This window comes from Neorhizobium sp. S3-V5DH (assembly GCF_004343065.1).
In the GTDB taxonomy this organism is placed as follows: domain Bacteria; phylum Pseudomonadota; class Alphaproteobacteria; order Rhizobiales; family Rhizobiaceae; genus Neorhizobium; species Neorhizobium huautlense.
In genome coordinates this window covers 106,026-131,219 of sequence record NZ_SMCL01000005.1, presented here as the reverse complement: position 1 = coordinate 131,219, position 25,194 = coordinate 106,026, and the positions used below count along the sequence as shown (strand labels likewise).

The 25,194-nt window shown below is 58.8% G+C and carries 19 protein-coding genes; 14 read left to right on the top strand and 5 right to left on the bottom strand.

The window, feature by feature from the left end:
• Entirely contained in the window at nucleotides 1–1,791 is a 1,791-nt protein-coding gene (locus tag EDE09_RS10475) for a heparinase II/III family protein (protein ID WP_132410258.1), read from the bottom strand.
• A gap of 234 nt (nucleotides 1,792–2,025) precedes the next feature.
• Here EDE09_RS10475 and EDE09_RS10470 point away from each other — a divergent pair, with 234 nt between their 5' ends.
• The 8 genes from EDE09_RS10470 to kduI all read left to right on the top strand — a co-directional run bounded on the left by EDE09_RS10470 (nucleotide 2,026) and on the right by kduI (nucleotide 11,038).
• Nucleotides 2,026–2,976, top strand: coding sequence for a sugar ABC transporter permease (locus EDE09_RS10470; RefSeq protein ID WP_132410256.1), 951 nt, complete (start codon nucleotides 2,026–2,028; stop codon nucleotides 2,974–2,976).
• Between the two features lie 5 nt (nucleotides 2,977–2,981).
• Nucleotides 2,982–3,818, top strand: coding sequence for a carbohydrate ABC transporter permease (locus EDE09_RS10465; protein WP_112797703.1), 837 nt, complete (start codon nucleotides 2,982–2,984; stop codon nucleotides 3,816–3,818).
• Between the two features lie 4 nt (nucleotides 3,819–3,822).
• Nucleotides 3,823–4,995: a glycoside hydrolase family 88 protein gene (locus EDE09_RS10460; protein WP_132410254.1), complete on the top strand. Its 1,173-nt coding sequence runs from the start codon at nucleotides 3,823–3,825 to the stop codon at nucleotides 4,993–4,995.
• Between the two features lie 7 nt (nucleotides 4,996–5,002).
• Nucleotides 5,003–6,112 carry an ABC transporter ATP-binding protein gene (locus EDE09_RS10455; protein ID WP_132410252.1) on the top strand — a complete coding sequence of 370 codons (1,110 nt, stop codon included), beginning with the start codon at nucleotides 5,003–5,005 and terminating at the stop codon, nucleotides 6,110–6,112.
• A 20-nt stretch (nucleotides 6,113–6,132) separates the two neighbouring features.
• On the top strand, nucleotides 6,133–6,912 hold the full coding sequence (locus EDE09_RS10450; protein ID WP_132410250.1) for a YesL family protein: 780 nt from the start codon (nucleotides 6,133–6,135) through the stop codon (nucleotides 6,910–6,912).
• Entirely contained in the window at nucleotides 6,899–8,179 is a 1,281-nt protein-coding gene (locus EDE09_RS10445) for a sugar ABC transporter substrate-binding protein (RefSeq protein ID WP_132410248.1), read from the top strand. The genes EDE09_RS10450 and EDE09_RS10445 overlap by 14 nt, the downstream gene beginning before the upstream one ends.
• A gap of 74 nt (nucleotides 8,180–8,253) precedes the next feature.
• The gene (locus tag EDE09_RS10440) at nucleotides 8,254–10,107 is read left to right on the top strand and encodes a DUF2264 domain-containing protein (protein ID WP_132410246.1); all 1,854 of its coding nucleotides are present in this window, start codon (nucleotides 8,254–8,256) and stop codon (nucleotides 10,105–10,107) included.
• An 82-nt stretch (nucleotides 10,108–10,189) separates the two neighbouring features.
• Nucleotides 10,190–11,038: a 5-dehydro-4-deoxy-D-glucuronate isomerase gene (gene kduI, locus EDE09_RS10435; RefSeq protein WP_112797692.1), complete on the top strand. Its 849-nt coding sequence runs from the start codon at nucleotides 10,190–10,192 to the stop codon at nucleotides 11,036–11,038.
• A gap of 185 nt (nucleotides 11,039–11,223) precedes the next feature.
• Here the strand turns inward: kduI and EDE09_RS10430 are convergent, their stop codons facing one another.
• Entirely contained in the window at nucleotides 11,224–12,501 is a 1,278-nt protein-coding gene (locus EDE09_RS10430) for an ABC transporter substrate-binding protein (protein ID WP_132410244.1), read from the bottom strand.
• A gap of 188 nt (nucleotides 12,502–12,689) precedes the next feature.
• On the opposite strand from EDE09_RS10430, the gene EDE09_RS10425 reads away from it, so the two are divergent.
• Genes EDE09_RS10425 through EDE09_RS10400 form a run of 6 tightly spaced genes read left to right on the top strand, consistent with a single transcriptional unit; the run spans nucleotide 12,690 to nucleotide 20,831 of the window.
• Nucleotides 12,690–15,209: a hypothetical protein gene (locus EDE09_RS10425; protein ID WP_132410242.1), complete on the top strand. Its 2,520-nt coding sequence runs from the start codon at nucleotides 12,690–12,692 to the stop codon at nucleotides 15,207–15,209.
• 16 nt (nucleotides 15,210–15,225) lie between these two features.
• On the top strand, nucleotides 15,226–16,317 hold the full coding sequence (locus EDE09_RS10420) for a glycoside hydrolase family 88 protein (RefSeq protein WP_132410240.1): 1,092 nt from the start codon (nucleotides 15,226–15,228) through the stop codon (nucleotides 16,315–16,317).
• Nucleotides 16,314–17,648 carry a glycoside hydrolase family 28 protein gene (locus EDE09_RS10415; RefSeq protein ID WP_132410238.1) on the top strand — a complete coding sequence of 445 codons (1,335 nt, stop codon included), beginning with the start codon at nucleotides 16,314–16,316 and terminating at the stop codon, nucleotides 17,646–17,648. The genes EDE09_RS10420 and EDE09_RS10415 overlap by 4 nt, the downstream gene beginning before the upstream one ends.
• An 18-nt stretch (nucleotides 17,649–17,666) precedes the next feature.
• Complete coding sequence (ugpC, locus tag EDE09_RS10410; protein ID WP_132410236.1) at nucleotides 17,667–18,788, top strand: sn-glycerol-3-phosphate ABC transporter ATP-binding protein UgpC; 1,122 nt, start codon at nucleotides 17,667–17,669, stop codon at nucleotides 18,786–18,788.
• The gene (locus EDE09_RS10405) at nucleotides 18,775–19,770 is read left to right on the top strand and encodes a sugar ABC transporter permease (protein ID WP_132410234.1); all 996 of its coding nucleotides are present in this window, start codon (nucleotides 18,775–18,777) and stop codon (nucleotides 19,768–19,770) included. Before ugpC ends, EDE09_RS10405 begins: the two co-directional genes overlap by 14 nt.
• A gap of 2 nt (nucleotides 19,771–19,772) precedes the next feature.
• Nucleotides 19,773–20,831 (top strand): carbohydrate ABC transporter permease, encoded by a 1,059-nt coding sequence (locus tag EDE09_RS10400; protein ID WP_112797680.1) that lies wholly within the window; start codon nucleotides 19,773–19,775, stop codon nucleotides 20,829–20,831.
• 2 nt (nucleotides 20,832–20,833) lie between these two features.
• Here EDE09_RS10400 and EDE09_RS10395 read toward each other — a convergent pair whose 3' ends face one another.
• From EDE09_RS10395 to EDE09_RS10385, 3 genes are all read right to left on the bottom strand, one after another.
• The gene (locus EDE09_RS10395; RefSeq protein ID WP_112797677.1) at nucleotides 20,834–21,874 is read right to left on the bottom strand and encodes a LacI family DNA-binding transcriptional regulator; all 1,041 of its coding nucleotides are present in this window, start codon (nucleotides 21,872–21,874) and stop codon (nucleotides 20,834–20,836) included.
• An 88-nt stretch (nucleotides 21,875–21,962) separates the two neighbouring features.
• Nucleotides 21,963–23,279, bottom strand: coding sequence for an HlyD family type I secretion periplasmic adaptor subunit (locus tag EDE09_RS10390; protein WP_132410232.1), 1,317 nt, complete (start codon nucleotides 23,277–23,279; stop codon nucleotides 21,963–21,965).
• On the bottom strand, nucleotides 23,266–25,116 hold the full coding sequence (locus EDE09_RS10385) for a type I secretion system permease/ATPase (RefSeq protein WP_132410230.1): 1,851 nt from the start codon (nucleotides 25,114–25,116) through the stop codon (nucleotides 23,266–23,268). The genes EDE09_RS10390 and EDE09_RS10385 overlap by 14 nt, the downstream gene beginning before the upstream one ends.
• Nucleotides 25,117–25,194: the final 78 nt, after the last annotated feature.

The following is a 25,194-nucleotide window of genomic DNA, read 5'->3' as shown; positions in this document are numbered from 1 at the left end:
TCAGACGATCCGTAGGGTCAGGCGTTTGTCTGCAAGGGGGACAAGCAGGCGGTAGATCATGGGGGGCCATGAGATCCTCAGCCGCGCGTCACTTATTTCGATGGGCTCGACATCGATCGCCCCCGCGCCTTCGACCTCAATCCGGCCCAAGGATGGCAGATCGATTAGTCCGGGCGATATCTGCGGTTCGATAGATGTCATCAGCGACAGAACTGCCGGGACATCGCCATCAAAAACATCGAGGATTTCGACATGCCGACCTCGCAGAAGCGAAACTGTGCGTTGGTAACTTCGCACGCGCGCCTCGCCCGGATAGGCTCCGGCGATGTCGAGCGATATGCGAGCTTCGACAGAGCTGAATTCAGTCACAAGGTCTCGCGCAGCAAACTCTTGTCCATCGGATTGCATGACCTCCCCAAATGTCGGCAAGTTGTGAAATGCCGACTGCATCGTCCAGATATCGTAGCGCTTCGGAGAGAACGTCTTGGCGGTATAAGTTTCGACCCCGACATCGATCAGGAACGGCCGGCCGTCCTTGTAAAGGGTCACGCTTCCGACATCGTTGTGATTATGACTTTCGCCATTGTGGCCACCCTTCACCGCAAGCGCGTAACGCTCGTCTCTCGCGATGAAGAGCCCGATGCCCGGATAGAGGATATCTCGCCCCGGCTGGCGCTGATCCTTGCGGGGAACCGCCGGGCCAAGGAGCAGCTCCTGCACCCGGTACCAGAGGTTCCATTCCTGCGGCAGATGTTGATTTTCGGCCCTCGCCCTGTCGGCAGCAGCGAAGGACATCAATGTTTCCGACCCGACCGCTTTTCCGAACAGATATTCCCGCACGCTGCAGGGCTCTACGACCGCGGAGGAATCTGCAAAGTTGAAGTAATAGCTGCCTGCGGCATGCATGTTTAAAATGTATTCCGCCATGTTGCGGATTTTCTGCTTGCCCCAGAGCGGCCTGACCACGCCCGGCGCCGCGGAATCAAGAATGGTCATCGCCCCTTGCAGACACAGTGCGGCATGCCGATAGTAAACGACGCCCTCCTCACAGGCCCCATCCTCGGCATAATCCTTCAAAAAGGCATCCAGGCTGCCAAGCGCCTTCTCCACCACCCTCCGGCGCAATATCTGGTCTGTGCGAAGGCAAAAGACGGACAGAAGGATGTTTTGAGTTATCCAGGCCGTCCAGTTGTTCATCCTTTCATCGTCGCGCCCCATCCACCAGAAATGTCTGCCGAGATAGGGTTCAAAGATGCGGATTTCGACTTCGCGCTCAATACGCGAAACGATCTGCGGACTGACCGCGTCCAGTTCGTCTCTCATCAAGGCAACCACGGTTGCCAGCTGCGCCGAGGTTTCCGCGGCAAAAAGATCGATGACCGGTTTCGACACGTCAGGGAGCAAGGATCGGGACCCGCCCCGCTCATAGGAATTGTGCGCAGGCAACTGCCAACCGCCTTCTTCCGCGATCAGGAAGATGCCGTCGACAATTCCGGCAAGAAAACGCCCCTTGCCTTCAAGCAGCTCCCCAAGCACCAGGTTGTTCAGCATCCTGCGCCGGGTGAAGTAGAGGTCCTCAAAGCGTGAGCGGTTGCCGGTCTCGACATATTCGCGATAGTCGGAAGCCCGGATAAGCGGCCATGTTTGCTGAAGCGTTTTCTTTGCGTCGAGGAGAACCGCGTCACTAATGGGGGCCGGCACAGCGGCCCAGGCTGGGCGGTCCCTTTGGAGCGCGCCCGGCGAAAAATCGAACAGAATGTCCGGCAGCTTTGCTACCACCTCGCTGAACACGTGTCTCCTCCGCAACTCCTTGAGGCTGGCTTGGAGCCTCCACCTATCATACGTATTTATGCTGTTCCACAAAATTCGTATGATTTATTCATAAGTTGTTTGACCACTCCGGAAGATATGCTATGTGGTGGATCAGGAGGCAGGAGCGAGCGCACCGAGGCGCCCGTTTTCACGAATGCGGATTGAACTCTTGCGGCTCTGCGCCGCGGTCGATCGGCCTGGAGGAGATGATCGGTGTCCATTTCAAATACGGCGTCCGCGACGGGCCGGGCACCGGCAGTTCCTCGAAACAGGATCAAGGTCTTGTCCAGGCGGCGCCGCAAACTTCAGAATGCGCTCGTCGCCTATTCCTTTATCGCGCCGAATTTTATCGGTTTTGCCGTCTTTACGCTCGGCCCGATCCTTTTCGCCTTCGCACTGGCCTTCATGCACTGGGACGGTTCCAACGCGATCACCTTTGCTGGCCTCGACAATTTCTGGCGGCTTTTTGAGGACAAGGCGTTCATCGCAGCATTCTGGAACACGATCATCTATACGGTGGTATCGGTACCGGCCACGCTCGCCTGCGCGCTCGGCCTTGCGATCCTGCTCAATCAGAAGATCTTCGGACGGGACTTCTTCCGCACGGCGATGTTCTTTCCCTATGTCGCTTCGCTGGTCGCCGTCGCAGTTGTCTGGAACATGATCTTCAACCCCGAAATGGGGCCGGTCAACATGATCCTCTATACCCTGGGCCTCGATCCGAAGGACATGCCCGGTTGGGCGGCCGACCGTCATTGGGCGATGGTGACGGTGATCCTCTTCGGCATCTGGAAGAGCATGGGCTATTACATGGTCATCTATCTTGCCGGCCTGCAGGGCATCAACTCGGAGCTCTACGAGGCAGCGGATCTGGACGGCGCCAACGCCTGGCAGAAATTCATCTATGTCACGGTGCCGCAGCTTGCGCCGACCACGTTCTTCGTGACCGTCATGCTGACGATCCAGTCCTTCAAGGCCTTCGATCAGGTCTACATGATCACCCAGGGCGGTCCCGGCACATCGACGCTCGTCCTTGTCTATCACATCTACAACGAAGCCTTCATCTCCTGGGATCTCGGCTATTCCAGCATGATCGCCCTGGTGCTGTTCTTCCTGGTGCTCGCCGTTACTGTCGTCCAGTTCCGCCGCCAGAGGGAGGACTGACCGCCATGCGGATTGCCGGACGCAAGATAGCCGTGAAGACCGTTGTCATTTATGCCACCGCCATCGTTATCACCGCGGTCATGCTCATGCCTTTCGCGTGGATGCTGTCAGCCTCGTTGAAGCTGAGCCGCGACGTTTTCGTCTTCCCCGTCGAATGGATTCCATCCGAGCCGCAATGGCAGAACTATGTGGACATCTGGACGAAGATCCCGCTGGCGCTCTTCATCTACAACACCTCTAAGCTGACGATCATCGTCACGCTCCTTCAGCTTCTTACATCGAGCTTTGCTGCCTACGCCTTTGCCAAGCTCGAGTTTCCTTACAAGAACACGCTGTTTCTCGGTTATATCGCCACTATCGCCATGCCCTGGCAGGTCTACATGGTGCCGCAGTTCCTGCTGATGCGGGAATTCGGGCTCAACAACACCCATCTCGCGCTGATCTGCCTTCAGGCTTTCACCGCCTTCGGCGTTTTCCTGATGCGGCAATTCTACATGTCCATTCCGACCGAGCTGTGCGAGGCTGCCAGGATCGACGGCATGAACGAGTATCAGATCTGGGCACGCATCATGCTGCCCCTTTCGAAGCCGGCGCTGTCGACGCTCACAATTTTCACCTTCGTCACCACCTGGAACGACTTCCTGGGACCGATGATCTATCTGACCAAGACGGAGTTGAAGACCATCCAGATCGGCCTGCGAATGTTCATCGCCCAGTATTCGGCCGAATACGGGCTGATCATGGCGGCCTCCGTCGTCGCGCTCATTCCCGTCCTCATCGTTTTCCTGTCTCTGCAGCGCTTCTTCGTCGAGGGCGTCGCCTCGTCGGGCCTCAAGGGTTAAGTCCATGAACGCCATCCCTTCCTTCGCCCCGCAGCCGATTACCGATATCGAGGTAAGAAACGCCCTCGATATCGCCGTAGAGCAGGTCAGGCGAAATCTGCCAAAATTCACCTATGCCTCGCAAAACCACTCCAGCGTCGACAATATCTATCCGGCCGTTTCCAACGATCAGTGGACAGCCGGTTTCTGGCCGGGAGAAATCTGGCTCGCCTACGAGCACACGGGCGACAAGATCTTCCAATACGCAGCACAAATTCAGGTCCAGAGCTTCCTACATCGGATCGTGAACCGCATCGAGACCGACCATCACGACATGGGATTTCTCTATTCCCCATCCTGCGTCGCAGCCTGGAAGCTGGTGGGGGACAAGGACGGTCGGAAGGCCGCCCTGCTTGCCGCCGACCAGTTGATCGAGCGCTTCCAGCCGATCGGCCAGTTCATTCAAGCCTGGGGCCGCAAGGGCGTCGCGGAAGAATATCGGTACATCATCGACTGCCTGCTCAACCTGCCGCTGCTTTACTGGGCAAGTGCAGAATCCGGTGATCCGAAATATCGGGAGGTGGCGCTGGTGCATGCGCGCACGACGCTCGCCAATTCCGTTCGCCCCGATGACTCCACCTATCACACATTTTACATGGATCCGGTCACCGGCGCGCCAGTGCGCGGCGTCACCAAACAGGGCTACAGCGACGAGAGCGCCTGGGCGCGGGGTCAGGCCTGGGGCATAGCCGGCATGGCCTTTTCCTATCGCTACGAGCCGCTTCCCGAATATCGCGAAGCCTTCGAGCGGCTTCTTGCCTTCTATCTGAACCGCTTGCCGACGGACATGGTCCCCTATTGGGATCTGACCTTCTCGGACAAAGACGGCGAACCTCGCGACAGCTCGTCCGCTTCGATCAACGCCTGCGGCCTGCTGGAGATGGCCGACCTCGTCCCGCGGGAGGATGCCGCGCGTTACCGTGAGCTCGCCCGTCGGATGATCAAGAGCCTGGCGGATGGCTATGCGGTCAAGGATCCCGCCATGTCCAACGGCCTGGTCCTGCACGGCACCTATTCCAAGAAATCGCCCTTCAACACCTGTCGCGGCGAAGGTGTCGACGAATGCGTTTCCTGGGGCGACTACTATTACATGGAGGCCCTGATGCGCCTTTCGCGCACCTGGTCCTCCTACTGGTGAGGATCTGATGGCCAGCATTTCGCTCAAGAAACTGAACAAGACCTACGGTGCGCTGACCGTCGTCCACGACATCGACCTTGAGATAGCAGACAAGGAATTCATCATCCTCGTCGGCCCGTCAGGCTGCGGGAAGTCGACCACGCTGCGGATGATTGCCGGTCTCGAAGAAATCTCGGGAGGTGAACTGAAAATTGGCAACGACCTGATGAACGACGTTCCTTCCAAGGACCGCGACATTGCGATGGTTTTCCAGAACTATGCGCTTTACCCGCATATGACGGTCTACAAAAACATGGCTTTCGGTCTGCAGTTGCGAAAGGCTTCCCGCGAAATCATCGATACCAAGGTGCAGGAGGCCGCGAAAATCCTCGATATCACGCACCTTCTCAACCGCAAGCCGAAGGCTCTTTCGGGTGGACAGCGCCAGCGCGTGGCGCTCGGCCGCGCCATGGTGCGCAATCCGGAAGTCTTTCTCTTAGACGAACCGCTCTCCAACCTCGATGCAAAGCTGCGCGGCACCATGCGCGCAGAGATCACCAAGCTGCACAAACGGCTCGATGCCACCTTCATCTATGTCACCCACGACCAGATCGAGGCCATGACCATGGCGGATCGAATTGTGGTCATGAAGGACGGGCATATCCAGCAGGTCGATACCCCACAAAACCTCTATGACCGTCCAGTCAATATGTTTGTCGCAGGCTTCATCGGGGCGCCGCAGATGAACATGTTGCCCTGCGTCATCCAGCGCCGTGGGGAAAGCTTCGTCGCGATCTTCGACGGCCGAGAGCTGCCGTTGCCGGCCCATTTCGACAAGGTCCGCATTGCGCCTTACGAAGGGCAGGAACTGGTGCTCGGCATTCGCCCGGAAAATTTCCATGAATTGGCGCCTGCCGATATCCCGGCGGAAAATCTGGCGACCTTCAAGGCCGTCCTTGATCTCGCCGAGCCGATGGGATCCGAGGTGCATCTAAACATGACGACAGGCGGACGAAATCTGATCGCGCGGGTTTCGCCGCGGTTCAAGGCGAATATCGGTGACGAGGTCGCGCTGGTGGCCGACATGACCAATGTACAGCTCTTCGACAAGCAAACGGAACGCTCGATCTTGTACTGAGGCGCCTGCGGGAGAAGGCCATGCAGTGGTTGCGGGATATGTGGATCAAGGAAGGCCGGGGCATTTCCAAGGATGCGCCGAAGAAGACCGGGCTTGCCTTGTTCGCAGAAATCTTCGCACGCGAATGGTGGGAGATGGTCAAGCTGAACATCCTGTTTGTCCTCGCGGCGATGTTCATTGTGACCCTCCCCGCCGCACTCGTCGCCATGGCGCGGATCTGTGTCGCCTTCGTCGAAGATCGCAACACCTATCTTCTGCGGGATTTCACCGAAGCCTTCCTCCGATACTTCTGGCGCGCCACGCTCTGGGGTGTCGGTTTTACCGTCGCCCTCGGCATTGGAATTTATGCCACCGTCACCTACGCTGCGGCTGCGAGAGAAACCCTGGCGATGGCCGCACCGCTCGCCGTCAGCCTCGTCGTCACGGCTTTGATTGCAGTGCTGGCCTGCCACCTGGTTATGCTGATGGTCATGCGCGACCTGCCGCCCTTGACGCTGCTGCGCCTTGCATCCACCGCAACCATCATCCGTCCGCTTCCGGCGCTTGTCTCACTTGCCTTTGTGGCCGTGCTCTGGCTGGCGCATGTCGTTTTTTATCCGGTGTCGGTCTTCATGCCGGCAACCCTCAATTTTTCGCTCGCAATGTTCGCCGTCGCATTCGGCGTCCATCGGACACTGATCACGGTCCTAACCCTGCCCATCGCAAATCAGCAGCAAAACGAACCGCGTGCGCATGACGCCAGGCAACACATGAAATCCAGAAACACTTCAGGGAAGGAGAAACGGAATGTATTTGGATAACTTCGGGAGATCGATAACAGGCGCTCTGGCAGGTATGGCCTTGGCCGTCACCACCGCCGGGGCGGCATTCGCCCAGTCAGGCGAGGCCGTAACGCTCAAATGGGCGCTATGGGATTGGGACAAGGTCGCCTATTACAAGCCTCTGATCGAGGCCTATCAGGCAAAACATCCAAACGTGAAGTTCGAGCCGGTCGACCTCGGCTCGCAAGACTATCAGCAAATGATTTCGACGCAGCTGACCGGCGGTTCGAAGGATATCGACATCGTCACGGTCAAGGACGTGCCGGGTTACGCCAACCTCGTGCGGGCCGGTTCGATCAGCGATCTCAGCGGCTTCATGAAAGAACAGAAGATCGACACGGCACCCTTCGGCGGGTTGATCGAGGAACTGACGATCGACGGCAAGATCTATGCCCTGCCCTTCCGCTCCGATTTCTGGGTCGTCTATTATAACAAGGATATTTTCGATAAGGCCGGCGTTGCCTATCCGACCAACGACATGACCTGGGCCCAGTTCGACCAGATCGCCACGAAGCTCACAGGCGGCATGGGCGCTAACAAGACCTACGGCGCGCTTCTGCATACCTGGCGCTCGACGGTTCAGCTTCCCGGCATTCTCGACGGCAAGCAGACGCTGGTGGACGGAGAATATGCCTTCCTCAAGCCATGGTATGAGCGGGCACTTGCGCTTCAAAAAGAAGGCGCCATCCCCTCTTATGCTTCGTTGAAGACATCGAACACGCACTACTCGGCTTTGTTCTTCAACGGCACGATCGGCATGCTGCCGATGGGGACCTGGTTCATTGGAACCCAGATCGCCAAGGTCAAATCCGGTGAATCGAAAAGCAAGAACTGGGGTATCGTCAAGTTCCCGCATCCGGACGGCGTCGCCGCCGGCACGACCGCGGCGCAGATTGCCGGTCTCGCCGTCAACACCAATTCCGACCATAAGCAGGCAGCGCTCGACTTCATCAAGTTTGCAAGCGGTCCGGAAGGCGCAAAGATCGTCGCCGATACAGGCACCATTCCGGCCCAGCGTACCGACGACGTGGGGGCAAAGATCGCCGCGCTTCCCGGTTTCCCACAGGACGAAGCAAGCAAGGCGGCGCTGAAGGCCGGGAAGTCGTACCTCGAAATGGCGGTGAACCCCAATGCAGCCAAGATCGAGGTGGTACTTAATCGCGCCCATGACTCCATCATGACGGATAATATCTCGATCGATGATGGCCTGAAGGAGATGACCGACGGCGTGAAGGCGATCAAGTAATTTTTGCCCCTGTCCATGGCCGCGGGCAGTTCCTCGCCTGCGGCCATTTTCCTGAAACTTCCCGGATTTTGATTTTGATTTACAATCCCGCCCAATCCAATCCGCTTTTTGGCAACCCTTTAAAGAGCCGCGACGACGTTTCACGGGCCGTCATTGACCTTTTCAAGCCACTCCTACCCTACTTTTCGGAAGGAGGCGCACGCGTGCGCCTCAATGCGGCGGGCGCGATATTCGATCGGGCGGCAGCTGATCTCGAGGGTTTTGCCCGCCCGCTTTGGGGTATCGTGCCCTTTGTCGCCGGAGGCGGTGATTTCCCGCACTGGGATCTCTATCGGCGCGGTCTCGCAAACGGGACGGATCCCGGCCACCCCGAATATTGGGGGGACCTTGCCGACCGCAATCAGAGACTGGTGGAACTGGCTGCCATCAGCTTTGCCCTGGCACTGGTACCCGAATATATCTGGAGCCCGTTGGACGAGACCGCGCAGCAAACCGTGGCAGCCTATCTCCTGCGTGCCCGAGACCTCGAATTCGTCGACAACAACTGGAAGTTCTTCCGGGTGCTGATCGACCTTGGGCTCGAGCGGGTCGGCATCGATTTCGATCGAACGAAAACCGAGACCTATCTTGATGAGCTCGAGGCATTTGATATCGGGCAAGGTTGGTATCGGGATGGGCCGGTGCGGCGGGTTGATCACTACATTCCCTTCGCCATGCATTTCTACGGCCTGATCTATACGGTGCTGGCGAAAGGCGACGACGCGCGCAAAGATCGCTTCAGGACGCGCGTCCGGACTTTTGCCGGAGATATCCGCCACTGGTTTGGGCCGGATGGCGCCGCGCTCGCCTTCGGTCGCAGCCAGACCTACCGGTTCGCAGCGGGCGGCTTTTGGGGCGCTCTGGCGTTCGCCGATGTCGAGGCGCTGCCATGGCCGGAGATCAAGGGCTACTACATGCGCCATATCCGCTGGTGGTCGAGAATGCCGATCGCCGAGCGCGATGGCGTTCTTTCCATCGGCTACGGCTATCCCAACCTGCTTATGAGCGAAAGCTACAATTCGGCCGGCTCTCCCTACTGGGCGCTCAAGTTCTTCCTGCCGTTGGCGCTACCCGAAGATCATCCGTTCTGGGTTGCTGAAGAAGCGCCCATGCCGGAGTTTGCAGAGCCCGTTCCCTTAAAGGAACCGGGCATGGTGGCCATGCACACACCCGGCAATGTGGTGATTTTGTCGTCCGGCCAACAGCATGACAAGATGCGCGGCGCAAATGAGAAATATTCGAAATTCATCTATTCCACGCGTTATGCCTTCAACATCGAAGCCGACGACCGGAACTTTTCGGCCGCAAGCTTCGATGGAATGCTCGGCCTCTCCGACGACGGCGTCCATTTCCGGATGCGAGAAACATTGGAAGAGGCGCTGATCGCCGGCGACCGACTTTACTCGCGCTGGCGGCCTTGGCCCGACGTCGCGGTGGAAACCTGGCTTCTCCCTGCCAATCCCTGGCATATTCGCATCCACCGGATCGCGACGCCGCGGCGACTGCGCGCCGTCGAGGGCGGCTTCGCGATCGAGCGGGCCGATTTTAATCGCGATCGGCCAGAACAATCGGACGGCCGCGCCATTTGGCATGGCCAGAGCGATATCAGCGCCATCATCGATCTTTCGCCCGGGCCGAAACGCGCTGGCTTTGCAATGACCCCGATTGCAAATACCAACCTCATCCACGCCAAAACGCTGCTGCCGCAGTTGCAGGGCGAGATCACAGCCGGTACGACAGTGCTGGCCACCGCGGCGATGGCATTGCCTCTCGATGCCGATACCGCAATGGCATTGCAGACTCCGCCGGCATGCCCCGATCTCGGGGAACTGGAACAGCTTTTCCGATCAGAAGGTTCACCCATACCCGCGTTCAAACTCGAGCAATAGGCGTTCGCCCTGATCCCAAAGAGATGTCCGACACAAGAAATTTCGGCGCACAACATTCTGCTTGCGACACGAAAGGAAGAACATGACCACCACCATTCAAACGCGCCATGCCGTTCACTACTCACAATCTGAACGCATGACCGGTGCGGAACTCAGGGAAAACTTTCTGATCGAAAGCCTTTTTTCGGCGGGAACGCTCGAGGCCGTTTATACCCATTATGACCGTATGCTGGTGGCGGGTGCAATGCCGACAAACGTCCCTCTGGTCGTGGGTGACGACCTGGCAAAAATTGTCGGTTCGGAACACCTCCTGGAGCGTCGCGAACTCGGGCTGATCAATATCGGTGGCGCGGGCCGCGTCGTCGCCGACGGCACGACCTACGAACTGCAGCCGATGGACGGGCTTTACCTCGGCCAGGGAACACGCGAAATCACTTTTGAAAGCGTCGACCCAACGGCACCCGCCAAATTCTATATCAACAGTGCCCCCGCCCATTCCCGGTTCCCTTCCCGCATCGTCACCAAGAACGACGCGATCGAAAACAATCTCGGCGACAGCGCCACGTCCAACAAGCGCAAGCTCTACCAGTATATCCATCCAAAGGTATTGCCGACGTGCCAGCTTCTGATGGGTCTTACGCGACTGGAGACCGGGAGTGTGTGGAACACGATGCCTGCGCACCTTCATGATCGGCGCATGGAGGCCTATCTCTATTTCGATCTGCCGGAAAATGCCTTTGTCGTGCATCTGATGGGGCGACCGGAAGCTACGGGCCATCTGATTGTCCGCAGCGAACAGGCGGTGCTCTCGCCGCCCTGGTCCATCCATTGCGGCTCCGGCACCTCCGCCTACGCCTTCATCTGGAGCATGGCAGGAGACAACCAGTCTTTCACGGACATGGACATGGTGGACATGAAGAGCCTGAAATAGGCTTAATCGAAATCTGGCAGAACTCGGAAAACGGCAGTGCGCGGGTGGCACGCCGCTACTGCCGGTCGTTTTGCAGCAATATAAAAGAAATGAGCGGGGCATTCGCGCCCCGCCCATCTCCGGGAGGATCTCTGCAGATGGAATGAGGTGTCGGGCTGTGATCGGTACCCGACACCTCCGCCGAGTCACTTGACAGCAAGCGACTCGTTGATCTTGGCAACGTCTGCCTCAAGGTTCTTATAGGTGTCCTCGAGACTCAATTCCCCGACGATGAGCTGGCTCATCCGCTGCACGATCGTCTGGTAGATGGCTGTGCCGCCTTTGATGCGTTCAAACTCGCGCGCCGCCTGGGGAACGTTCTTCTTGTTGTCCAGAAAAACAGCCATGGTAGCTTTCGCGTCGTCGCTGGAAATCTTGTATTGCGGATCCTTGATCTCAGCGCCGGTGAGGATCACATAGCTTTCGGCGATTTCGCGCTGGACCTTTTCAGAGCCAAGAAACTCGATGAACTGCGCAACCGCTTCCGGATGCTCAGTCCGCTTGAAGCCGACGATTGCCGTTGCGCCAGGCATGGCATAACAACCGGCGTCACCGCACGGGGCATTGATCGCAGTCCACTGGAAGGCGTCGCCGATCTTCTTCTGGAACGGATTGACCATCCAGTTACCCGCCAGATAGGTCACGACATTGCCGTTGACGAATTCATCGCCCATGTTCTTGTACTGGGATCCCCCGGCAGCGCCCCACATTTCCTTCGGAAAGCTGCCGTCCTGTGTCCAGGAAAAGAGGTCGGCGATGTATTTCTTTGCTGCCGCATCCGGAAAGCTGAACTTGCCGTCCTTGATATAGGTGGAACCGTAGGAATAGGCCCCGCCGGAAAAACGGTGACCGGACCGGTCCATGGTGAAGGGAATCTGCGCCCCAGTCGCTTTCGCCACGCGTGCGGATGCTTCGACGATCTCCTTCAGCGTAGCCTTGGGGCCTGGTAGTGGTTCTCCCGCCTGTTCGAACAGCGTCTTGTTGACGAAAGGCAGGTTCAGCGTCTGAGACGCCACGTATCCGTTGATGGATTTCGGATCGTTGATGTTCGGCAGCCGCAACTGATCGAGGCTGGCGCCGTGCAGCTTGGCGTAAGAATCCGCATCCTTCATGTATGGGCGCATGTCGAGATAATAGGGCGCCAATTGCCAATCGGTTATCTTGGCAATGTCGGGCCCCTTTCCGGCTGCCAATTGAACCGGCAGCTGCTTTGACACGGCATCATATCCTGACGATACGAAGTTTACTTTCACGTCCGGATGCGCGCTTTCGAATTCCTTGCTCAGCGCCGCCATCCGCTCGACATAGCTTTGGTCGTCATCGGTGAACAAGAAGGTGATCGTTTTGCTCTCGGCAAAGGCCGCTTCCGTCAAGGCGAAGGTCGCAATTACCAGGGCACTGACTTGCGATAGGAATTTCAGCATTTCATCCTCCCAATGAAAATATTTTCGTCCGACCGGGATATTCTCAATCAGATCCCGTATTCGAATTTCTAATTTTTGACGCTTGACAAGGGAAACGTCAAGCTGTTTTGCTCAAATTCAGGAAGGTCGCATCAGAACCGTGGCCCTTCGAGAAATAAATGCAAATATTTTCATTATAGGAGAAGACCGTGGAGGACGGTTTATCTGACAGCGGGCATCCGGCTCGTCCCGTTTATCGCGTTTCACCCGGCGAAACGGTCACTGCCTGGATTCTGTCGGAAGTGTCGGAGGCTTACTTCCCGGGTCAGGCTGCTCCGGGCGAAGATCGTGTCGGATACAAATTCATCAATGGCTTCGTGGATGTCGGGGATCTGCCCTGTCGTAAAGCTTTCTGGGCGGAAATGGTCGGACGCCACATCGAACCACGCTTGCATTGGCAGCCGGCGGCCCTCAGCCTTCCAGGCGCCAATCGACGGGTCGAATTTACTGGCTTCTGGCATGTGCCGACCCATGTAAGCCGCTGGTTGCGCGGCACCTTCCTTGCCGATCAGCCGCAAGAGGTCAGCATGCGGCTGCGCACATGCGGTGGCGTAAGGATCTGGGTGAACGGCAGAGAGCAGGTGCGCTTCGAGCCCTTCCTGCGCAATACGGAAAGCGAAACCAATATCGTGCTGGTGTTGAAAGCCGGCAGCAACGACATCCTGGTTCTGACCGAAGATCTTGCGGAACGCGACACGATCTGGTTCTTCGAGCTCGAATTGCGTGGCGACAGCCCCCTCGATATCGCCCTTCCCTCGGTGGTCGACCGGGGCGCAGCAAGGCAGCTCGAGCCGCTTGCCCGCAGCATCCGGCCGTCTGCAGATGTCTTCGTCAATCAACCGCTTGAGATCATCTTCGACAACCCGCCCGATTTCGATGTGCCGGTCCATCTGGAGGTCTATAGCCACGGCCATGACCGATCCATTCTCGCCAGCGTCGATCTCACCCTGCCTGCCCATCAGTCCACCCTCCTCGCCGAGACCGTCACGGACCTGCCGGACGGCTATCACGGCGTCAGAGTAAAGATCGGCTCCGGCACAGCCATCGTCGATCGCCAGATCGATGCGGCATTCATCGGCAACCTTATGCCGCCGAAAGCCGCTCCCTCGCTTGCGCAACGAAAACAGGAGGCACTCGCCTTCAGCGCCCGTCACGGGGCAGACCGCATAGGTCGCGTTTTGGCAATGGCCGCATCTGGCGAGGTCGACGAGAAGGCCATGGAGCGGATCATCGACGCCACCCTCGCCAGCATCGAGCGGCGGGAGGACTGCTCCGATTTCTCCATGGTTCCCCTCCTCTGGCTTCTCGCTGCCTACGAACAGATGCTGCCGTCATCGACCGCGGCGAAGATTCGGACATCCATTGCTGCTTACCGTTATTGGGTGGACGAGCCGGGTAACGACGTCATGTGGTTTTGGAGTGAGAACCACGTCCTTTGTTTCCACACCAGCCAATTGATCGCTGGCCAGCTGTTGCCGGACACCGTGTTTTCCGCATCCGGCCGGACCGGCCGGCAACAAGCCGAACTGGCGACCACCCGCCTCCATCGCTGGTTTGACAGCGTCGAAGCCGACGGTTTGGCGGAATGGAATTCGGCCGCATATTATCCGGTCGACTTCATCGGCCTGCTTGCCCTCGAGCGATGGGCCGAGCCTGAGATTGCCGCGAGAGCACGCGGTCAGCTGGACCTCATCTTCCGCATGATTGCGCTTCATACGCTGGCAGGAGTGCCGGCCGGCTCGCAGGGGCGCGCCTATGACAAGGAGTTGCGCGCCGGGCCTCTGACGGAACTTGCTCCCTTTGCAAGGGTCGCTTTTGGCGAAGGTTGGCTGAATGGGGGCGTTGCGTCGCTGCCGATGTTTTGTGCTGGCTCCTATAGGCCCCCTCGCGATCTTGCCCAATACGCACAACTCCAGGGCACACGCAGCATCGAGGCGCGGTATAGCCAGGGTCTCGAACCTGCAAAGCTCGTCTTGTTCAAGACCCCTTCCTCCCAGCTTTCCACCGTCGTCGATCACAAAACCGGTCGAAAGGGGCATCAGCAGCACGTGCTCGACATTCGCCTTTCGGGCCACCCGATGGCGCGGCTTTGGATCAATCATCCGGGAGAGGATGATCCATGGGGAACCCAACGTCCTTCATATTGGGCCGGAAACGGGATCCTCCCCCGCGTCATGCAGTATCGCGATGTGGCCTTGCTGATTGCCGATACGAGGGGCTCCCGCCTGCCGTGGACCCACGCCTATCTTGGACGCGATGGGCTTGATGAAGTCATTGTCGACAACGGATGGTTATTGGTGCGCGCCGGCACAGGTTTTGCGGCCCTTCATGGGACAAACGGACTTCAACTGATCGAACAGGGTCCTACGGCGAGCAGGGAACTGCGTTCGCCAGGCTCCGTCGCAGGTTGGGCAGCCATAATCGGCTCCGGCGATGCTGCGGCATTTCAGCGGTTTTGCGAACAGATCAAGGGGACGGAGGTCAGATTCGATGGGTCAAGCAGAACGCTCTCCCTGACGCCCCCCGGCCGCGCCGCGCTGGTGCTTTCCTATTCCGGTGATTTTACCGTCGGCAATCAGCCGCGACCCTTCGTCCACGACCAGCCCCAGCCGATCATCACCTATGACAGCGCGGCCGAAAACCAGATCGACCACCCGTTCTATGCGTAAAGGACCTTTTGAGCCTATGGATGCGATGCCCCTCACCAAGCCCGTTCTCAGGAACAAGATCGATCTGGTTGCGAAAGCTTTCAGCCGCCTCAAGGGCATAAAGGAAGGTCTGGTCGGTGCGGATGCCGGCGGTATCCAGTTCGATGAATGGGATTGGGAAGTCGGCGTCGGTCTCTATGGTTTCCTACGGCGCGCCTCTGCCGCCAATGACCGGCTCGCCATAGACGATCTCGTAGACTGGTATGCGCGGCAGATCGCGCGCGGCCTGCCGCCACGACAGATCAACAGTACGGCCCCGATGCTTCCCCTCGCCATCCTGATCGAGCATGTCGACAGGCCGGAATTTCGCGGCCTCGTTGAGGATTGGGCGGACTGGCTCGTCCACGCATTGCCAAAGACCGAGGATGGGGGGTTTCAGCATGTCGTAAAGGAGCGGTCGAACGACGGCGAGCTGTGGGACGATACATTGTTCATGGCCTGTCTCTTCCTGGCGAGAGCGGGCGTCGTCATGGGTCGGCCTGACTGGGTAGACGAAGCCGTTTATCAGTTCATGGTTCACGCCCGCTATCTTTCGGATCCGGTGACCGGGCTTTGGTATCACGGCTGGACCTTTAACGGCCGGCACAATTTTGCCAGGGCCTTCTGGGCACGCGGCAACGCCTGGATTACCGTCGCCATTCCGGAGCTCTTCAAGCTGGTTCCCGAGCTGAACAGCAAGGACAAGCGTTTCCTGGCAAATGTTCTGGCCAGCCAGGTACGATCGCTGAAGAAACTCCAGCGGCCCGATGGCATGTTCCATACACTCCTGGATGACCCGACCTCGCCGGTGGAGACTTCAGCAACCGCCGGTATTGCCTATGGAATCCTGCGCGGTATCGAAGCGGGGATTCTGCCGGCGGCCGACCGCCGACATGCCGAAAACGCGTTGGCGGCCGTCCTTGCTCATATCGACAACGAGGGCGTTGTGCAGGGCGTTTCCGACGGCACACCCATGGGGCACAACCTGGAATTCTATCGCCGTATTCCAAACCTGCCGACCCCTTACGGCCAGGCACTCACGATGCTGTTGTTGACCGAAGTGCTCCTCGAAGGCGAGGAGCAAGAATGACAAGGCGCCCCGCCCTTCTCATTGATGCCTCCGATCAGGATCAGACCGACTGCATCCAGGCTGCGATCGATCAGGCTTTCGATAGTAGCGGTGGCTGCGTCGAATTGGGTGCAGGGGTCCACATGACCCGCGGCCTGCGGCTGAAGTCCGGGGTGGAGCTTCATTTGGCGAATGATGCGATCCTGCGCCCGATCCCCTCCTATGACGCCTATGGCGGGACGACCGTTTCGGTGATTGCCGAAAAATCGGATCGCGGTATCATTGTCGCAAAGGACGCTACCGATATCAGCTTGACCGGCCCCGGCCGGATTGAAGCAGCCGGTGAATGCTTCATCGCCGGCGACGATCCCGACATGGGCACGTTCATTCCAGCGCCATTGCGGCCGCGTGTCGTGGTCTTCGAAAATTGCCGAGGTGTCCGGCTCGAAGAACTGGAAATTCGCAATTCCCCGATGTGGACGGTGCACCTGGTAAATTGCGTGGATGTCCATGTCAGGCGTCTGACGGTATCCAACAATAGACGGCTTCCCAATACTGACGGCATCGTTCTCGACGCCTGTCGCCATGCACTCATTGAAGACTGCGTGATTTCCACCGCAGACGATGGCATATGCCTCAAAACCAGCGCCCGCCCGGACGGTCGAGCGATCGGAGAGTGCATTGACATCCACGTGCGCCGCTGCCTCGTCGAAAGTTTCAGCTGTGCTTTGAAGATCGGCACGGAGTCCTACGGCGACTTCTCCGATATTCTTTTCGAGGACTGCCGTGTCCAAAGTTCCAACCGCGCCTTGGGGCTGTTCTCCCGCGATGGCGGCCGGATCGCCAATGTCCGCTTCCACCGCATTGCGGTCGATTGCCATGAGACGCTCGACGGCTTCTGGGGTTCGGGCGAAGCCCTGACTGTAACAGTCGTCGATCGAGTGCCCGAGCGACAAGCGGGACAGGTCTCGAATCTCATCGTCGAGGATCTTTCAGGCAGCATGCAGGGCGCCATGACGCTTGTCTCGACTTCGGAGGCCCGAATTACGGATGTGAAGCTGTCACGCCTCAGGCTCCAACAAGAAATGGGGCCTCTCGGTACGGCCCTCTGCTACGATCTGAGGCCGACCAATGCCGATCTGGCGCCCAGCACCGATGCGGCGGGCCGGGCGAACGCCTGGACCAAAGGGGCAGACGGGCGCGTGATCGGAATGGTCGATTATCCGGGAGGAATGCCGGTGCTCTTTGCCGCCGGCGTTGAAGGAATAACAATCGACGACATGCAGGTCGACCGACCTGAGCCGCTGCCAATCGGCTGGAGTGAAGAGCCAGTCGTTTACAAGGCGCGCTGAACCTGACGGGAGCAGGAAATGGGAAATCTAAAGCTTACCAATATCAGTAAATCGTTCGGCGCGCTCACGGTCCTGCACGATATCAACCTGTCAATCGACGAAGGCAAATTTGTCGTATTCGTCGGTCCGTCGGGCTGCGGAAAGTCAACGCTCCTGAGGATCATAGCCGGTCTGGAAGACATCACGGCAGGAGAGATCGAGATCAGTGGGCGCGATGTCGTCCACCTGTCGCCTGCGGAGCGCAAGATCGCCATGGTGTTCCAGTCCTATGCACTTTATCCGCATATGAGCGTGCGCAAGAACCTCGCCTTCGGCCTTGAAAATCTGAAATTCAAGCGCGACGAGATCGAGGTCCGCATCAACGAAGCCGCCCGCATGCTGGCCATCGAACCTTATCTGGACAGAAAACCAAGGCAGCTTTCCGGCGGTCAACGCCAGAGGGTCGCGATCGGGCGGGCGATCGTGCGCAACCCCGACATCTTCCTGTTCGACGAGCCCCTCTCCAACCTGGATGCCGCCTTGCGCGTCCAGACCCGTGCGGAGATCACCAAGCTGCATCGGGACATCAAGACCACGATGATCTACGTCACCCATGACCAGGTCGAAGCCATGACCATGGCCGACCAGATCGTCGTGCTGAACAGCGGGCGGATCGAGCAAGTCGGGACACCACTCGAACTTTTCGAGGGGCCGAAGAACCTGTTCGTCGCCGGTTTCCTGGGTTCGCCTCGCATGAACATGCTGAAGGGAACCGTCATCGGCATGCATGATGGGTGCATGACGTTGGATATGGGCCACGGCACCACCTGGTCGGCGGGGATCGAGCCCAACGCCTCGATGATCGGGAAGCCGGTTCTGGCGGGTGTGCGGCCGGCGCATTTTTCGGTCAACGAGAAAGACGGCTTGCCTTTCGTGGTCCAGTATTACGAAAGCCTTGGAACCGAAACCTATGTCTATGGGACGCTTGAGGGCCAAAGTGATCAGATCATCATCCATCAAGCGGGGCATTTCTCGCCGGCCCCAGGTTCCAGACTAAGGATCGCGCCGCTACCCGAGCGGCTGCACGTCTTTGATCCCGGAACAGGTCTGGCAATCCCGCGTAGAGCCAAACAGCGGGATGAATCCCATGCAGTTGCTTAAGGGAAGAGACATGATCGGACGGTTCGGCGAGTTGTTGATGGGGATCATCGAGGCTCCGGTCAACGCCTTGGAAGGTCTTATGGGGCGAAAGCGGATGCCGTATCTTTTCCTCGCTCCCAATCTGATCCTTTTCGGCATTTTCACTTTCCTGCCGATCGCCATTGCCGCCGGATATGCCTTTACGGGCGGTACGGAACTCTTCGTCTCCGATCGCCCCTTTGTCGGCTTCGACAACTTCCGCCAGCTTCTTGCGTGTGAAGATTATCTGCGCCCCGGCAGTTGCCGCGAGTCCCTCTTCTGGACAGCGATATGGAATACCCTCTGGTTCGTCGCCTTCAACGTCGCGGCGACCTTGATGGCGGCGTTGATCACCGCGTTGATTCTCAATCGCGCCATTGCTGCGCGCGGCTTTTTTCGAGCGATCTTCTTTTATCCGGTTCTGTTGTCACCCGTGGTAATCGGCTTGATCTGGAAGTGGTTTTTGGACCGCAACGGCTTGCTCAACGCCTTTCTGCAGATGCTCGGCGTACCACCGGAAATCTTCCTTCTCGACGTTGGCTGGTCGCGCTTCTTCGTTGTGGTAGTCTCCGTCTGGTTCCATATGGGCTTCTATACGCTCATCCTCCTTGCCGGGTTGCAGGCGATACCGAAAGATCTCTACGAAGCAGCAGCAATCGACGCCGCCTCGCCGCGACGCACACTCCTGCGCATCACCCTTCCGCTTCTCGGGCCAAACCTCCTGGTCGTGCTTATCCTGCTGATGATCCGTTCCGTGCAGATCTTCGACGAAGCCTGGGTCTTGACGAATGGCGGCGGACCCGGCACGGCCAACAGCTTCGTCGTGCAATACATTTACCAGATGGCCTTTGGCAGCGATCTTCGTCTGTTCGGCCTTGCTTCGGCAGCCTCGGTGCTGATGGGACTTGTGCTTCTGGCTCTAACACTCGTTCAGCTGCGGCTCGGCCGCAAGATGGAGTCCTGATCATGTCGCATGGCTTCAATCCGGTCGGCTTTCTCACCCGCACCCGTCGGCCCGGACGTATCGGGATTACCGACATCCTGTCCTGGCTCTGGCTGATCGCCGGCACCCTCGCCGTTCTTGTTCCGGTCGCATGGGCGGGTTTGTCTTCCCTTAAACCGGCTGCTGAAATCACCCGTTTTCCGCCTACCCTGCTGCCGCGCACCGCCGTAGAAATGAACGTCCCGGGATACGACAAGCCGCTGAGCCTCTGGACGGTCACCATAGACGGCAAGACGCGCGAGATGGCGATGGTCCGTCGCATCGGCCTCAAAGCGCAAATGGTCGATCCGCAGTCGCCGGAAGCACCTGTGAGCGTCGACGTCAGGACGATGTCGCCCATCCAGAAACTGACCGCAGCGACTGAAAACTACACCGATCCCCTGACCAGGTTCGACTTCCTGACCTTCTTGAAAAACTCGGTCTTTGTTACCTTTGTCGCGACCCTTCTGACGTTGATCGTCAACGCTATGGCGGCCTTTGCGCTGTCCAAATACCGTTTCCGCGGCAAGAACGCGATCTTCGTGCTGATCATCTCGACACTGATGATCCCGCTGACGGTCGTCATGGTACCGGCCTATCTGGTCGTCGTGGGAGTCGGCCTCGTCGACAGTCTGTGGGGGATTATCATTCCCACAATTGCCTCGCCGACCGGCGTCTTCCTGTTGCGTCAATACATGCTGACCATTCCGGACGAGCTGATCGAAGCCGCACGCGTCGACGCCGCAACCGAGTTCCGTATCTTCTGGCGCATAATCCTGCCGCTTACGGCCCCAGCACTTGCGGTTCTTGCGATATTCTCGGTCCTCTGGCGATGGAACGACTTCCTCTGGCCTCTGATCGTCTTGAGCAGTCGGGAAAACTTTACCCTGCAGGTGGGGCTCAACGCCTTTCAGGGAGAGTTCTCAGTGCAATGGCACTATATTCTCGCCATGACGTTTCTCAGCCTGCTGCCGGTAACTGCCGTCTTCCTCTTTCTGCAGAAATACATCACCACCGGCATCGCCGGCACGGGAATGAAGTGACTTCAGCGGCGGAGGGGCTGAACGCTGCCCCGCAACACCAGGCGGCAGCCGAGTTCCAGGCGGTGAGCGGGGCGTAGAGGATCATTGGCCAGCAGCCGCTGCTCCAGCAACCCGAGTGCAGCGGCACCAAGGCGATCACTCGGCAACTGAACGGTCGAAAGCGGCGGCGAGCTGAATTCGCCAAGGATAATATTGTCGAAGCCCAGGACCGAAACATCCTCAGGCACTCGAATGCCTGCGTCGGAAAGCGCTTTCAGACAGCCAAGAGCAAGGTTATCGGCTGCGCAGAAGATCGCCGTGGCACCGCGCAGATCGCGGTCTTCGGCCAAAATTCTCGCAATGGCTTTTTCGCCCTGAACCGGCTCGAATCCCTCCGCCTCGATGACCATGTCCGGCGAAATGGGAATACCTGCGGCAAGCAGTGCATCGGTATACCCGTCATATCGCCGCCGAATGGTCGTCCGCCCTTTCCAGGTCAAGTGCATGATCCGCCGGTGCCTGAGTGAAAGGAGATGTTCCGCCCCCTGACGAGCTCCGAACCGATTCTCCCCCGTCACCGTATCCACCAGCATGGAGGGATCCTCGCCGTTCAGGATGACGAGCGGCGTCTGAAGCGCCGCCAGACTGCGGATAAGTTCGGGCCGATCGTCGTTGAGAACGACGATGCCATCCACCTTCTCCGCCTCAGCCGATCGACGCACCTCCGCCGGGTCGATCCGGTTGCTGGCACTGACCAACGGCACGAAGCGAATGCTGCGCCGCTCGCATTCCTGGCGCAAACCATTGAGCATCGTCCAGCTGACCAGATTGAGATCGCTGCGCGGCGCCGCATCGCTGGTCACAGCCAAAAGGATTGTCCTCAATGTTGCGATCGTCGCGCGGCTTTTCCGTTTCTCGAGATAACCCAGCCGCTGGGCGGAATTCAGCACGCGATCCCGCACCTCGACGGAAATGGGGGCAGTGCCGTTCAAGACATGCGAGGCAGTGCTGAGGGATACGCCTGCGTCGAGCGCGACATCTTTCAATCCGATCTTCGCTTTCACATCCGCACCGCTTAACGCTTCCCGACACTCGTCTGATACTTCGCAGAGACCTTATGCAAGTTGAACGCCGAGCTCTTTGTCGTCCCCGTCACTCTTCACGAAAGGCCCGATTGATCTGGTCTGAGAGCGGCTTGAGCAGATAGGAAAGAGCGGTGCGGTCTTCAGTCTGGATCAACGCCTCGGCCGGCATCCCGGGAACGAGCGAAAGGTCCCTGAGTTTCTTCATTTCCTCCGCCGTAACAGAGAGACGCACCAGATAGAAGGACAACCCATTCCGCTCATCCGTGGTCAGGTCGGCGGCAATCCGGCTGACATGGGCTATCAGTTCGGGGGTCGTCCGCTGGTTGAAGGCGGACATCCGCAGGACCGCCTTCTGGCCAAGCTGGATCTGATCGATGTCCTTCGGCGCAATCTGCACCTCCAATGCCAGATCGTCGCCTTCCGGGACGATCAGCATGACCGGATCGGCCGGTGAAATGACCCCGCCAATCGTATGCGCGGCAAGCTGATGGACGATGCCGGATTGCGGTGCAATGATGTCCACGCGCTTCAATTCGTCCTCGGCGGCAATCTTTCGCTCGATATACTCGCCGACCTGGGCCTGTACCTCCCTCAGTTCGCGTCCGACTTCCGCCTTCAGATCCTGATCGACCTGGAGAATCTGAAGCCTTGTTTCGGTGATGCGGCCCGCTGCCTGTGCCTGATAGGCAACCTTCTCTCCCCGTTCGCCCCCGAAAGTCGCGACCTGTGTTCTCAAGCTGTTCAAGCGCTGATCCGATACGATACCCTGCTCGCGCAGACCGCCCAGGGAGGCGATTTCCTTGTTCAATACCTCGATCCCTTGCTGGTAGGCTGCTTCCTGCGCCTTCAACCCTTCGATCTCATGTTCGAACTGGGCGATGCGTTCGCGAAGCTGCGCTTTCTTTCCTTCCCTCGATTGCTTCCTGAATTCGAACAAGCGCGTCTCGCTCCGCATCGCCGAGGCGACATTCGGATCGTTGCTTCGCGTCGTCAGCGGATCGGGAAATATGATCGTATCAAGATCGTCGCGCTCGGCTTCCAGCCGCGCCATTCTGGCGGACAGTTCGTCCAGCCGTTTTGTGACGATTGCGAGGTTCGCACGCGTCTGCGTCGCATCGAGCCGCATGACAATCTGACCCGCGGCGACTTCGTCCCCCTCGCGAATGAGAATTTCGCCCACGACCCCGCCTTTGGGATGCTGGACTTTCTTCACATAGGAGTTGACCACGAAATGTCCTGAAGCGACCACCGCACCGGACAAATTCGTCACGGCAGCCCAGGCGCCTGCGCCACCTACCATCAACACGCTGGTAAACAGGCCAACCGCCATATGCCGTCGAATGGAACCCGTGACCTCGCCGGTCAGGCGATCAACGTTTGACATCGGATTCCTCCGAACCATTTTCAGATCCAGTCTTGCTTTCATCGCTCGCGGCGGGGCGGAAAGGACTTGCAACCACACGCAGCGGCGTCACGGCGGCACCAGTTGCGGGAAAGCCCGCGTTTGCGGGCGGCGACACCGGCGTGGCCTTGAGAACCTGCGACAGCACTTCGTCCCTCGGTCCGAAAGCTTTCTGGCGGCCAGCCTCCATCATCAGCACCAGATCAACCGCACCAATGGCGCTTGGACGATGCGCGACCACGATCGCAATGCCCCTTCTCTGGCGAACCGAGGCGATAGCCCTGATCACTGCGGCTTCGCCCTCGGCGTCCAGGTTCGCGTTGGGCTCGTCAAGAACGACGAGGAAGGGATCGCGGTAAAGCGCCCTGGCAAGTCCGATACGCTGGCGCTGTCCGGCCGAAAGCGCCGACCCCGCCTCGCCAATCCGCGTCTCATAACCTTGATCGAAACGCAAGATAAGCTCATGGGCTCCCGCGGCCTTAGCGGCGGCGACCACGGCCTGCGCATCGGCGTCATCCTCGAACCGGGAGATATTCTCCGCGATCGTGCCGTCGAACAGCTCCACGCCCTGAGGTAGGTAGCCGATGTGACGTCCGAGAGCTTCGACATCCCACTGATCGAGGCTTGCGCCGTCCAGCCGGACCTTGCCGCCGGCAGGGACCCATGCCCCCACGAGCACGCGCGCCAGCGTTGATTTGCCCGAGCCCGAGGGGCCGATGATTCCCAATGCGCTCCCAGCAGCAACTGCAAAGCCCAGTCCCGCCACGGTCGGCTTTCTCTCGCCCGGAGGCATGACGGTCACGCCCTCCACGCGCAACTCCTTTTCCGGAACCGGCAGCGCCGTCATCGAAGCAGTTTCCGGAACCTTCGCCAGAAGATCCTTCAGCCTCGTCCAGCTCTGCCGCGCCATCAGGAAGGGCTTCCAGCTTGCTATGGCGAGATCGACGGGCGCAAGCGCACGACCCATCATGATCGAACTGGCGATCATCACACCGCCGGTCGCCTGCTGCGTAATGACAAGATAGGCACCCACGGCAAGAATGGCCGATTGCAGCACCATCCTCAACGACCTGGAAATGCTGCCAAATCCACCGGCGACATCGCCTGCCTTGCGGTTGGCGGCCAGATAGTCCGCATTGGCCAGTTGCCAGCGCGCGGCAATCCGCCGACCAATCCCCATCGCCTGCACCACTTCGGCGTTGCGACGGGCAGCCTCCAAGAGGCCGTTACGGGCCATATTCGAGGATATGGCATCACGTATCGCCTTTTTTGACAGACCATTGGTGAGCAAGGTCAGGCATACGAGGATGATTGCGCCTGCAAGGGCCGTGACGCCAATCCAGAAGTGAAAAAGAAAGCAGATCGCCAGGTAGAGCGGCATCCAGGGCAGGTCGAAAAAGGCCGTCGGGCCATTGCCTGAGAGAAAGCCGCGGACATTGTCGAGGTCGCGCAAGGGCTGCAGACCGTCGCCCGGCATGCGGGTCAGCAAAGGCAAGCGGGTCACGGCGTCGTGGACCCGGCCTGAGAGCCGCAGATCGAAGCCCTCTCCTATCCGCAGGAGCACCCGAGCCCGGATGACGTCGAGCATGGATTGAAAGGCGTAAAGGCCGGTCGCAAGCACGGCAAGACCGATCAGCGTCGGGACGCTGCCGCTTGCAAGCACCCTGTCATAGACCTGAAGCATAAACAACGGCGAGGTCAGGGCCAGGATATTGACGATACCGCTGATCACAGCAATGCTGACAATGCTCTGCTTCAGCGGGAACGCATCCGCCGCAGTGCGACGCTGCAGCGGAACAGCATTAAATGATCCAGACATCCAATTCCCGGGCTAGAAAACAAGGGCCTGCCGAGTGCAAGCGCCAATGCCAGTTGAGACAATCGAAGCATAGCTATC